Consider the following 13462-nt stretch of genomic DNA (forward strand, 5'->3'; position numbering starts at 1 on the left):
TACTGTAATTAAAAGTCTCTACCCTCGTAGGCCCGACGCCAAGCTTCGAGACCTTCCTCTAATGTTTTACGAGGGCATGCTACATTGATGCGCTCAAAGTCTTCTCCATCGACGCCAAACATGGAACCAGTATCAAGCCACAATTTAGCTTCATTGATAATCCATTCATCGCGTTCTTTAGGACTTAATGGCAACTTAGAACAGTCTAACCACATAAGATACGTGCCTTCCGGACGATATACATGAATTTTCGGCATATATTTTGCTACATAATCAATAGTAAACTGGATATTGTCTTGAATGTATTCCTTTAACTCGTCGAGCCAAGGAGCACCAACTTTATAGGCACCTTCACAGCCAACAATCCCCATTGTATTTAACTGACTATAACCAGCGCGGTCTATTTCTTTGATAAAACGACGGCGTAAGGAATCATTAGGAATGAAAATATTACTTACTTGAAGGCCAGCGATGTTGAAAGTCTTACTAGGCGCTGTACATACAATACAGTGTTCTGCATAGCTTTCACCAAGATCCGCAAAGACCTTGTGCGTATAACCTTTCCAAACAAAGTCAGCATGAATTTCATCGCTCACGATGAGTACATTATGTTTAATACAAATATCACCAAGTCGTTTTAACTCATCCTCAGTCCATACCCTGCCTACCGGGTTATGTGGGTTACACAAGAGGAATAAGGTTACGTTTTCCTCAACGATAGCCCTCTCGATACCTTCAAAATCAATAGTATATTTTTCTTCGCCTTTGATGAGCGGCACATTAATAAGGCGGCGATCGTTATCATCAATAACCATACTAAATGGATAATACACAGGTTGGTTGATAAGTACCCCTTCACCTTCCTTAGTGAAAGCGCGAACCGCCATAGCCAAGGCAAATACAACACCTGGCGTTTTAACGAGCCATTTTCGGTCTGGTATCCAGTTAAAACGTGTACTAAACCAATTTTTTAAAACATCAAAATACTCATCATCGGACTCAGTATAACCAAATACGCCATGATTCACACGGTCTAATAGAATTTGCTTTAACTCGGGTGGAACCTCAAAATCCATGTCCGCCACCCAGAACGGCAATACATCTGCTGGTTTACCGCGTTTTACAGCAAAATCGTATTTCAAGGATTTTGTGTGAGTTCTATCTAAAATTTGATCAAAATTATATTGTCCCATAGGAACTCCTTTATTTATTGAAAGCTTGTTCTAAGTCCGCAATCAAATCATCTGTGTCTTCAATACCTACAGATAGACGCAATAAGCGACGTGTAATACCTTTACGCTCTGCATCTTCAGGTTTTAAATCTGGATGTGTTTGTGTTACAGGGTAGGTCAACAAGGACTCTGTACCACCAAGACTTTCAGCAAACTGAATAAGCTCAATGCCTTCTAATACTTTTTTTGCAGTTTCTTCGCTATCTACTTCAAAGGACAACATGCCTCCAAAGCCTGTAGTTTGGGCTTTATTGATTTCATAGCCTGGATGTTCTGGAAGGCCAGGGAATAATACCTTTATAACCTTAGGTTGCTTTTTGAGCCATTCTGCAAGAGCAATAGCATTCTTTTGGTGTTGTTCCATACGAAGTGCCAATGTTTTAACACCGCGGATAACGAGCCAGCTATCCATAGCGGATAGGCAGGCACCTACGGTTTTATATGTGAAGCGCAATTTCTCAGCCAATTCATCGTCGTTTACAATGGTAAAACCAGAAATAACATCATGATGACCGCTGATGAATTTTGTACCACTATGTAAAACAATATCAGCCCCCAAATTCAATGGTTGTTGGAAATATGGGCTCAAGAAAGTATTATCGATGATTACTAAGGCATTACGCTCGTGAGCCAATGCACAAAGTGCACGAATATCAGTAATCTCCATCATAGGGTTTGTAGGTGTTTCAATATATACAGCCTTTGTATTTGGTTTGAAAGCTGCTTTTACAGCATCAAGATCAGATGTACCAACATAGGTGAACTCAATGCCGTTTTGTTCGTAAATATTTGTAAACATACGGATAGAACCACCGTATAAGTCATCGCCCAAAATAATGTGATCTCCAGGGGAGAATAGATGGAATACTGCGTCTACTGCAGCCATACCAGAAGAGAATGCCAATGCATCTTTACCATCTTCAAGACCTGCAATCAATTGTTCCAAACGATCCCGTGTTGGATTAGATTCACGCGTATATTGATAACCTGTTGTATCACCTAACTTTGGATGGGAAAATGTACTAGACATATAAATTGCAGGGGAGATTGCACCAGTGCTGTCTGGTCTACCGCTGCCATGAACGCATTTTGTATTAAATTTCATTCCATTCAACTCCTCATATTTGTATACAATATATTAATTATAAAAGTAGACAATGACTAAGGTCAATAAAAATGGGCACTCATACTGCATGAGTACCCTTAAAAAGTCATATCTATTTTGAATGGCTTGCCATAACTCCAAGTTAAGTTAGCCTAATTTTTTATGCGTTTTGTAATAAGTAACGCCAAAACAATGCCCAAAGAAGATGTTACTAGCTGTGGCCAACTAGATACAAATAACATAGTATTTACAATCTTCGGTGGAAATTGGAATAGAGAAAAGAACAAGGAATATCCTCCAAAGAGAACACCTGCTTTTACCAAGGCCGCCACGATAATGAGCAATACCTTCGGTTTATGTTGTAACCAGTACGCCACAAATACATAGGCAGTCGTGCCGAGAGCGGTAATCAAAATGAACGGTGGCAATGGCAACATACCTTGTAAATGTGCTACCACTGGCGCAATCCAAGCAATAACAAGACCATTTTTCCAACCATAGCGCCATGTGGCTAGTACAAACGTAGCAGATGTAATAGAACCGATAAGGAACATGCTCACCTGATTAGGAATAAATGGAAAAATAAGACGCAAACTTTGCGCCAATAAGGCTACAGCCAATAATAGGCCGGTGCCCGTAATAGACTTTGTGGACATAAGAACCTCCTACTATACGATATAGATTTTACAAGAGGTACCTACCTCATACAAAATCGACTACACCACACACGCTGATGCAGACATAATAATAAAAACCTCCATCAGAAAATTCAGATAAGAAATTTACTATTACAACACTATTATATTGATTTTTCTAGATTTGTCGAGTTCTGTTGAATATTTCCATTTCAGGATAAAAAGAAGCCGCATTATATCTACTAAGCGACTTGCCCTCTAAAGTGAGTTTTGCCATTTCAGGATAAAAAGAAGCCGCATTGTATCTACTAAGCGACTTGCAGCGAATGGAGCGCAAGGAGATACAATGCGGCGGAGCACTTTATCCTAAAAGTGGCATTACGAACTGAATCCATGGAATCCCCACTACGATAAAGATCGCAAGGTAGATAATCCCAAAGATAGCGCCTAATTTCCAGAATTCAGGACCTTTGTTATAGCCACTAGCAAACCAAATTGGGCTGTGACCAGTACCATATGGAGTTAGAATACCCATAATACCCATTGGTACTAAAAGAATCAACATAACTTGAGCTGGATCAACACCAGGAATTTGAAGAATTAGAGTAGCAAACAAGCCTACCATAGCTGTTACATAAGCAGTGCCAGAAGCAAAGAAGTAACGAAGTAAGCAGAATGCTAATAACAAGCCAAGAACTGCCATTGTAGGATCTAAAGAAACCAAAGACCCACCAGCAGATTGAGCAAGCCATTCCAAGAAACCTACATTTTTAAGGCCAGAAGCCATAGGTACGAGCGTAGCAAACCAAGTCAAAACATTCCATGCTGGTTTGTTAGCAAGGAAGTCTTGCCAAGTCATAATCTTAGTGAAAATCATCAAGATAATAACAATCAAAGCCGTTGTTGTAGGGTTTACTTTGAATGTAGAAGCACCAATCCACAATACAAGAGCCAATACAGAAATTAAGGCCATGAAGATTTCACTGCGTGTCATAGATCCTAATTTCTTATATTCATCTTTTGCCCACGCTGCAATTTCAGGGGAACCTTTTACCTCTGGTTTGCAGAATACATAGGTCAACAATGGAGTGATGATGAACAAGATAAGGCCAACTGGCAAGAATGCGAGGAACCATGTGCCCCAGTTCGCTGCTACGATACCAGATTTAGCAGACAATTCTAGAGCCAATGGGTTTGGAGCTGCACCAGTCAAGAAGATAGAGCTAGATACACATGTAGTTGCCAACGCTACCCAGTTCAAATAGGAGCCAATTTTACGAGGGTTCTTATCTGGATAGGAATCAAACATCGGACAAATACTAGATACGATTGGGTAAATCGTACCACCAGAACGAGCCGCATTACTTGGGATGAACGGCGCCAATACAAGGTCAGTAATAGCAATAGCATAACCAAGACCTAAGGAAGACTTACCAAGCTTTGCTACGAGGAACAAAGCAATACGGCGGCCAAGTCCAGAGTTTTCATAACCGATACCAATCATGAAAGCGGCAAAGATCAACCACACAATGGCATTAGAGAAACCACTGAGGCCCCAGCTGATAGCTTGCGCATCAGTAATCGCCTTTGCTACACCAGTTGCTTTATCTACCACGGGGGCAGGACCAACCTTAAACAACATAGATACGGTAACTGCAATGATACCGATAAAAGCTGGTGGCATTGGTTCTAAAATCAAACCTACCACGAGGCCAGCGAAAATACTTACGTAAATCCAAGAATTTGCGCTAAGACCTTCAGGAGCACCTATGAGCCATACAAGAATAGCTACTACAAGCGGTGCAAATAATTTCCAATTCAATTTCATTAGAAACTCTCCTTACTACTTCAAAACAAAAATTACAAAAAAATGCTTATTTAGTATATCAAAAATTTTAATAAGATGATATAAACTCAATCATAATACTTATTAATTGATAATAAACTTTTAGTAATAAATTTTATCTCGCTGTTTCATGCATGACCGTATAAGGCACTCTACAAAACGTAATAATCTATTTGTATCAATCAACAATGCCCTCCTAGTATGCCATATAAACACAGAACCCCCTAATAAGTAAAAACTTATTAGGGGGCCCTTTTATTTATGCCTATATAGTTGTTTGTGCCTATATAGCACATTATCTACATGCTATTCACCTTTTGGTACGAACCATAGGCCGTTGTTATTTTTTTCCATGTAGTCTTTGAATTCTTGAGAATGGTAAGCTGCTACAAGGTCTTTCGCCCATTGTGCATCTTTGTTTTTCTCATTAACTACAACTTGTAATAACCATTGTGGCAATACATCTTCATTTGCAAGAGCCGTTTTAGGATCGATTTTTGCATTGTAGATAATTGCACCAGTAATGACAATGTAATCAAAATCAGTACGTACAGAAGGAATTGTAAGGGATTTCATTTCTGTAAATTTAAGATGTTTAGGATTTTCAATAATATCTGCTTGAGTTACTGTTGCTAAATCTTTATTTGGATCAAGCTTAATCCAACCGATTTTTTGCAATAACGCATAGGCACGAGCCATGTTGGATGCATCATTAGGTACAGCAATAGTGTCGCCATCTGCCACTTGATCTAAAGATGTTTTAGAACCACTAAAGATACCTGCTGGTACTGTTGGAATTGGAGTTAAAGCTACAAGATGACCATTTTGTTTTTCGTTGAAGTTTTTCATGTATGCAGTATGTTGTTCAACGTTGAAATCTACTTCACCATCGCTCAACACTTGGTCTGCTTGTACCAAGTCAGACATATCTACACCTTTAAAGGTATAGCCTTGTTTTTCCAAAATTGGTTTAACACCTTTTTCAAACAATTCTGAGTAAGGGCCTTGAGATTTACTATAGCTTAATTCTTTTTTGGCACTATTATCACTACTGTTTGAACCGCAGCCAGCGATAAAAGCTACGGTAAATACTAATGCCGCTCCAAGGGCAAGAAGTTTCTTAAATTTCATAGTATATCCTCCTATACTTTTACAATCAACATCACTGAAATCTATATCATCAATTAGGAACGACGTGCACGTCGTGCAAAGTAGTTACCAATTGTTTGAATAATTTGAACAAAAATAATTAAAATAACAACAGTAAATAGCATCAACGGGAAGTTCAACCGTTCATAACCATAGGTAAGAGCCAAATCACCTACACCACCTGCACCGATAGCACCAGCCATAGCAGTAGCGCCAATAAGGCCTATAGTACCTGTCGTAATTGACAAGATAAGGGAACCCTTTGCCTCTGGTAGAAGAAAATGCCAAATCACTTCAAAGTGAGAAGCCCCCATTGATTGTGCAGCCTCGATAATGCCTTTATTGACCTCTAAAATAGAATTTTCAAAGAGTCGAGCAAGATAAGGCGCAATAAATATAACGAGAGGAACAATAGCCGCCGTTGTACCAACTCGAGTTCCTACAATCATCTTTGTTAATGGCAAGATAAATACCATTAAGATAATAAAAGGTACGGAACGCACAATATTTACAATTGTATTGGTAATACTATAAACAATACTGTTTTTAACAATACCATTCGGATTGGTCACTACTAAGGTAACGGCTATAACTAGACCTAACACCGTACCGATAAAGAGCGATAAAAACACCATGTATAAGGTCTGCTCTGCAGCCAATAGTAATTGGGAGCCAGGAACGCCTAATTCTTGCATAAAGAAATCCATTAGATAGTCACCTCCTGCCATTCGATACCTTGTGTTACAAGATATTCTTTTACCTTGCCCACTTCAAGATCATCACCAATAAACTGAACAATAAAAATACCAAGTACGGTATGTTCTAACTCTGTTACCGTAGCAAATAACACGCTCGTTTCTAACTTAAAGGTTTTATTAATATGATATAACACATTATCGGTCGTATTATTTCCCAAGAAATGCATCTTAAGAATTGTATATGGCCTTTTATCACAGGCCAAGGTATGTTTCACTGTTGATGGAATTTCATCAGGAATGACAGTCCTAACAAATCGTTTTGTTGTTTCATGTTTAGGTTTACTAAACACCTCAAGTACAGATCCGCTCTCTATGAGTTTCCCATGTTCCATAACCACAACACGATTGCAAATTTTTTGAATTACATCAATCTCATGAGTTACGATAACAACTGTTACCCCTAATTCACGATTAACACGCTCTAATAATTGAAGAATAGACTCTGTCGTATCTGGATCAAGAGCACTTGTTGCTTCATCACAAAGAAGAATTGATGGATCTGTAGCCAACGCACGAGCAATACCAACGCGTTGTTTTTGACCACCAGATAATTCTCCAGGATACGCATTTGCTTTATCGCCTAAATCAACAAAGTCCAATAATGTTTTAACCTTTTTATCAATCTCTGATTTCGGAACCTTATTTAGAATTAATGGAATCGCCACATTATCATACACAGATTTAGCATTCAACAAATTGAATTGTTGAAACACCATGCCAATGCGCTTACGCACCTTTCTGAGCTCATTGAAACTTAAGCCATTGATATTCACACCATCTATTTCGACATGACCAGAAGTAGGTACTTCTAAAGCATTAATCATGCGCAATAGTGTAGATTTACCAGCTCCACTAAAGCCAATAATGCCAAATATGTCACCTTTTTCTATGGTGAAGTTCACATCAGATAATGCAGTAACTTTTTGCTTATTAACGTCAAACTCTTTCGTTACATTTCTTATAGCAATCACTGTACCACCTCTTTCCCCGCTGTCCAATAGGAATTAATCTTGATTCTAAAACATATCTAAAAGGTATGTTTTAATTGTATACTTAGATTACTACAATTTATAAAGACTGTCAAACACCAAAAAGAACCTCACCAATTAAAAGGTTGAGGTTCTTTTTATTTATCTATATCGATTAAAGAGAAATAGTGAGCCTAATATTATCGGTGCGCCAATATAAAGGCCTAAATTTGGAAATTCTCCCAATAAAAAAGCTGCTACTATAGCTGCCACAATTGGCGAGAGATACATAAAGTTTGTTACATCAGAAACCTTTTCAGCATGTTCAAAAGCATAGCTCCAGAATACGAATCCTAACGCACTGGAAAAGAATGCTAGGTATACCATAGCAAGCTTCGCAGTAATTGGTGCGGCGACAATCATTTCAATAGCATGATCTGCAAATGGTAGTGCCATAATAGCACCTGTAAACATGGACCACATAGCAATGGTAATAGAGTTAAATCCTTTTAAGCTTAGTCCACGATTCAGAATATTATAAATTGCAAATAGTATCATCCCCAATAAAGTCCACACGGCACCCATAGGAATAGTAAGTGTGGAATTCCAAAGAATAATAACGGCCACACCTATAAAAGCAGTTATGGTGAAGAGCCAACCTATAGGGCGTATTCTATCCTTATAGACTACCAATGCCATCAATGCTGTAGTCATTGGTGTCAAAGCCATAATAATACTAGATGTAGCAGCCGGTATTGTTCGCAATCCTTCATTAAAAACGACTTGGTAAACAAAGTTTCCTGTAGCCCCTAGCAGAATATATATGCCCCACTCACGCCAAGATGTAGGTATATGTAATCCCTTAAATACACCAATAATTAGCATGAGTATAGCACCACCTACAACCCTCGCTACAGAGAGTGTCAATGCATCTACTGATTGCAATGCTAACTTACCAAAAGGAAAGGCCGTAGCCCATACAGCAATCGTGGCAGATGCCCCTAATATGGCTTTCATTTGATTTGTCATTAGCATCCACCTTTCTACGTAATTCTTAAATCAATACTATATAGATATTACCATAATAAGGCGCTATTATTCCAAGAATGTCCATCACCCTATATCGAACGCTCTCTATTTATTGATATAGATTTTCATTATTTAAAGATAATATAAAATCAAAATCCCAGGCACACATATCCATATAATCCAGCTTAAAATCTATAATAAATAGACTTCAAATGATGAATTTATTAGTATCAAATTATAAATAAGAACTATTCTTACGAAAATTGCATAGTATTTATTGAAAATATATATCATTTAAAATTTGTTAAATCGTGACAAACATTGTACACTATAAACATAGAAATCTATAGTTATATCCTTTTATGGAGGTGCAAAATGCAACATACTGCATGGAAAGATTTTAACACAGGTGTGTGGGATAAAGCCGTTGACGTACGCGACTTTATTCAAAGAAACTATATCCCCTATGAAGGGGACGATTCCTTCCTTGCTGGTCCTACAGAAAGAACGACAAAATTATGGGACCAAGTAATGAAGCTTTATGAAGAAGAACGTGAAAAAGGCGGCATGCTCGATGCCGATACTTCCGTGGCCACACACATTACTGCCCATGCGCCAGGATATATCGACAAAGATCTTGAAACAATCGTTGGTTTGCAAACTGATAAACCCCTAAAACGAGCTATGTTCCCTTATGGTGGCTTGCGCACAGCAAAATCTGCTATTGAAGAATACGGATTCAAAATGGATCCGCAAACAGAAGACTTCTTCAAAAAGCACCGTAAAACTCACAATGATGGCGTATTTGATGTATATACACCTGAAATGCGTGCCGCTCGTACAGCTCATATCGTAACTGGTTTGCCCGATGCTTACAGCCGTGGCCGTATCATCGGCGACTATCGTCGTATCGCGTTATATGGTATTGATTACCTCATCGAAGATAAAAAAGAACAATTCAGCATCACTATGGGCGATATGCTGGAAGATGTAATTCGAGACCGCGAAGAGATTCAAGAGCAAATTCGTTCCTTAAAGGAATTAAAAGAAATGGCTGCATCCTATGGCTACGATATTTCTGGACCTGCCAAAGATGTTAAAGAAGCTATGCAATGGATTTACTTCGGCTACCTTGGCGCCATTAAAGAGCAAAACGGTGCTGCTATGTCCATCGGTCGTAATTCTACATTCTTAGATATCTACGCTGAACGCGACCTTCGCAATGGTACATATACTGAAGAACAAATTCAAGAGTTCGTAGATCATTTCATTATGAAATTACGTATGGTACGCTTCGCACGTATCCACGAATACAACAACCTGTTCACAGGCGATCCTGTGTGGACTACTGAATCCATCGGTGGTATGGGTACTGACGGTCGTACATTGGTTTCCAAAATGTCCTTCCGTTACTTACATACATTAACTAACCTTGGCCCTGCTCCAGAACCAAACCTCACTGTATTGTGGTCCCCTCGCATGCCAATCGGCTTCCGCCGCTTCTGTGCGAAATTATCCATTGAAACATCTTCCATCCAATACGAAAATGACGACTTAATGCGCCCTAACTCTGGTGATGACTACGCTATCGCATGTTGCGTATCTCCAATGCGCATTGGTAAAGAAATGCAATTCTTCGGTGCTCGATCCAACTTAGCTAAATGCTTGCTATACGCAATCAATGGTGGCGTTGATGAAAAATTGAAAAAACAAATTGGTCCTAAATACCGCCCTATCACTTCCGAATACTTAGAATTTGACGAAGTATGGGAAAAATTTGACGACATGATGGAATGGTTAGCAGGCGTATATGTAAACGCATTGAACATCATTCATTACATGCACGATAAATACGCTTATGAAAAACTGGAAATGGCATTGCATGACCGCAAGGTAACTCGTTGGTTTGCAACGGGTATTGCTGGTTTATCCGTAGTAGCTGACTCCTTGTCCGCTATTAAATATGCTAAGGTAAAACCTATTCGTGACGAAAACGGCATCGCTGTTGATTTCGAAATCGAAGGTGACTTCCCTAAATATGGTAACGATGACGATCGTGTAGATAGCTTGGCAGCAAAAGTTGTTTCCACATTTATGAACAAAATTCGTAAACATCCTACATACCGTCAATCCGTTCCTACTATGAGCTTGTTAACAATTACTTCTAACGTAGTATATGGTACTGCAACAGGTTCCACACCAGACGGCCGTAAAGCTGGTGAAGCTTTCGCTCCTGGTGCTAACCCAATGCACGGTCGTGACACTCACGGTGCTGTTTCTTCGTTGGCATCCGTAGCAAAAATGCCATGGCGTGATAGCTCTGATGGTATTTCCAATACCTTCTCTATCGTTCCTGACGCATTAGGTAAATCTGGTGAAACATTTGTGTCCGTCAGCGATTTTGATATTGAATTAGATCCATCTCAATTGCCTAATTCCAATACAAACTTCGCATGCAGCGAACCGAATGTTACTATAAAGGAAGATAAATAACGTCTTCCATAGTATCGGACTGCTTTCACCGGCACCGATACGAGTGTTAGTCTTGGTTGAAAGGAGGCAATACCCATGAGCAACCAACAACAAGTTGATAACTTGGTAGAGTTATTGGATGGCTACTCCCAAAAAGGTGGTCATCATTTGAACGTTAACGTGTTCACTCGAGAAACATTGTTAGACGCTCAAAAACATCCTGAGTTGTATCCTCAATTGACTGTTCGTGTATCTGGTTACGCAGTACACTTTAGCAAATTGACTAAACAACAACAGGACGAAGTTATTTCCCGTACATTCCATCAACAAATCTAATCGAGGTTTCCTATGACTGGACGTATTCATTCAGTTGAAACGATGGGTACAGTTGATGGTCCAGGCATGCGCATGGTGGTCTTCCTCCAAGGATGCCCCATGCGTTGTGCTTATTGCCACAATCCCGACACATGGAATGAAAGTAGCGATGATGTTAAGTTCATGACCGTTGAAGAATTGTGGGACCAGTACGAACGTAACCGCCAATTTTATACTAATGGTGGTATCACCGTCACAGGTGGGGAAGCTCTAATGCAAATCGACTTTGTTATTGAGCTTTTCACATACTTCCGTGAAAGAAACGTCCATACCTGTTTAGATACAAGTGGAATTTGTTTTGATCCCCACCAAGAGGTGGCATACCGTAAATTACTCAGTGTCACTAACCTCGTCATCCTAGATATTAAGGAAATCGATCCTGCTAAGCATCTGTGGTTAACAGGCAAACCGTTAGAGCCCATTCTTGAGTTTGCTCGATTAACGGCAGACGTAGAAGTTCCAATATGGGTTCGTCACGTTGTAGTTCCAACAATTACAGATAATGCAGATCATCACTATCGTCTAGGCTTTTTTCTAGGATCTCTGAAAAATTTACAAGCCGTTGATTGCTTACCATATCACGTTATGGGTACTGCTAAATATAAGGAGTTAGGTCTCACCTACCGCCTAGAGGGCATACCGGCCGCATCAAAAGATATAGCGGCTAAAGCGACAAGAACCGTGGTAGAAGGCATCAAGGCCTATCGACGCCATTGGTGGAGTCCCATCAAAACACAACATCAATCATAATCAAGTTTGAGGATAACTACCTCCCTTGATATATATATACATATATATTAAAAACTTGATCTATGATAGCCCTAAACAATAGAGCCGCCCCCACACAACCGGGGACGGCTCTTATTGTATTTATTTAGATACTACGTTAATAGGTTCACCTTTAAAGAAGGCTTGTACATTATCACGAATAATACCTACCAAGCGTTGACGTGTTTCTAGACCTTTCCAACCCATATGAGGTGTAAGGATAACATTATCTAACGTATATAGCGGGCTATCCTCTGCTGGAGGTTCTACCTCTTGTACATCAAGGCCTGCACCTGCAATACGTTTAGCGGCTAATGCTTCACAAAGATCTATTTCATTAATAAGTGGACCACGACCTGTATTTATGATGACTGCATTCGGTTTCATCTTAGCTATAGTTTCTTTATTAATCATATGCTTAGTTTGGTCATTTAATGGGCAGTTCAATGTAATATAATCACTATTTTTAAGTAATTCATCAAGACTTACATAACGAACACCATCACCATCAGCCTTTGGTGTACGTGTGTGAATCAAGATATTCATGCCAAGTGCTTTTGCCACTTTGATAACTTCCATGCCGATATGACCAGCACCGACAACACCTAATGTTTTACCATTTATTTCTGTGTGGCTTACTTGCAAATATTTTGTAAAGTTGCTGCGATCACCTTTAGCAAGCATACCAATTTGTTGCTGCATAGTGGACGCAAAATTAAGGATCATCATGATTACAGTATGAGCTACGCGTTCAGTGCTGTACGCTGGAATATTGCATACTGTAATTCCTTTTGCCTTAGCGGAGTTGAGGTCAATATTGTTATAACCTGTACCAGCTTCCACGATAAGCTTTACTGTATCTGGGAATTGTGAAAGCAACTCAGCAGTAACAGGAATCTCTTTTGTTACTACTACACGAGCGCCTTGAATACGTTCAATAAGCTCTGCATTTATACTATCCTCGTACACTTTCACATCACTAGATAATACAGAGAAATCTAATGCATGGTCATAATTCATTTTACTTGCATTTACTATAACTACACGTTCATTCATATGATCCTCCTAAATATATGTCAAATTCTATAGATATTTCTATATAGATTATACTATTATTTATGTAAT

General features: G+C 39.2%; 12 protein-coding genes. 3 read left to right on the forward strand and 9 right to left on the reverse strand.

All coding sequences use genetic code 11. The features are described 5' to 3' along the window. Positions 1-8 precede the first annotated feature (8 nt). The 8 genes from RWP19_RS00420 to RWP19_RS00455 form a co-directional block, all read right to left on the reverse strand. On the reverse strand, positions 9-1193 hold the full coding sequence (locus RWP19_RS00420; RefSeq protein ID WP_314356005.1) for a MalY/PatB family protein: 1185 nt from the start codon (positions 1191-1193) through the stop codon (positions 9-11). Positions 1194-1203: 10 nt separating this feature from the next. Continuing rightward, a complete protein-coding gene (locus RWP19_RS00425; RefSeq protein ID WP_314356007.1) occupies positions 1204-2337 on the reverse strand; it encodes a PLP-dependent aspartate aminotransferase family protein in 1134 nt (377 codons plus the stop codon). A gap of 152 nt (positions 2338-2489) precedes the next feature. Beyond that, on the reverse strand, positions 2490-2993 hold the full coding sequence (locus RWP19_RS00430) for an ECF transporter S component (protein WP_295208104.1): 504 nt from the start codon (positions 2991-2993) through the stop codon (positions 2490-2492). Positions 2994-3333: 340 nt separating this feature from the next. Then, complete coding sequence (locus RWP19_RS00435; RefSeq protein ID WP_314356008.1) at positions 3334-4800, reverse strand: DASS family sodium-coupled anion symporter; 1467 nt, start codon at positions 4798-4800, stop codon at positions 3334-3336. 324 nt (positions 4801-5124) lie between these two features. After that, complete coding sequence (locus tag RWP19_RS00440) at positions 5125-5949, reverse strand: MetQ/NlpA family ABC transporter substrate-binding protein (protein WP_314356009.1); 825 nt, start codon at positions 5947-5949, stop codon at positions 5125-5127. 53 nt (positions 5950-6002) lie between these two features. Further along, on the reverse strand, positions 6003-6674 hold the full coding sequence (locus RWP19_RS00445; protein WP_082717854.1) for a methionine ABC transporter permease: 672 nt from the start codon (positions 6672-6674) through the stop codon (positions 6003-6005). Next, on the reverse strand, positions 6674-7696 hold the full coding sequence (locus tag RWP19_RS00450; RefSeq protein WP_314356011.1) for an ATP-binding cassette domain-containing protein: 1023 nt from the start codon (positions 7694-7696) through the stop codon (positions 6674-6676). The genes RWP19_RS00445 and RWP19_RS00450 overlap by 1 nt, the downstream gene beginning before the upstream one ends. Before the next feature lie 159 nt (positions 7697-7855). Beyond that, positions 7856-8722, reverse strand: coding sequence for an EamA family transporter (locus RWP19_RS00455; protein WP_314356013.1), 867 nt, complete (start codon positions 8720-8722; stop codon positions 7856-7858). A gap of 375 nt (positions 8723-9097) precedes the next feature. Here RWP19_RS00455 and pflB point away from each other — a divergent pair, with 375 nt between their 5' ends. The 3 genes from pflB to pflA all read left to right on the forward strand — a co-directional run bounded on the left by pflB (position 9098) and on the right by pflA (position 12319). Next, positions 9098-11215, forward strand: coding sequence for a formate C-acetyltransferase (gene pflB / locus RWP19_RS00460; RefSeq protein WP_314356015.1), 2118 nt, complete (start codon positions 9098-9100; stop codon positions 11213-11215). A gap of 75 nt (positions 11216-11290) precedes the next feature. After that, positions 11291-11530: an autonomous glycyl radical cofactor GrcA3 gene (gene grcA3, locus RWP19_RS00465; protein ID WP_024066082.1), complete on the forward strand. Its 240-nt coding sequence runs from the start codon at positions 11291-11293 to the stop codon at positions 11528-11530. A gap of 12 nt (positions 11531-11542) precedes the next feature. Further along, positions 11543-12319 carry a pyruvate formate-lyase-activating protein gene (pflA, locus tag RWP19_RS00470; RefSeq protein WP_314356016.1) on the forward strand — a complete coding sequence of 259 codons (777 nt, stop codon included), beginning with the start codon at positions 11543-11545 and terminating at the stop codon, positions 12317-12319. A gap of 120 nt (positions 12320-12439) precedes the next feature. On the opposite strand, the gene RWP19_RS00475 is transcribed toward pflA, so the two are convergent. After that, complete coding sequence (locus tag RWP19_RS00475; RefSeq protein ID WP_314356017.1) at positions 12440-13393, reverse strand: NAD(P)-dependent oxidoreductase; 954 nt, start codon at positions 13391-13393, stop codon at positions 12440-12442. Between the last annotated feature and the right edge of the window lie 69 nt (positions 13394-13462).

Source organism: uncultured Veillonella sp., from assembly GCF_963522475.1.
Classification (GTDB): domain Bacteria; phylum Bacillota; class Negativicutes; order Veillonellales; family Veillonellaceae; genus Veillonella.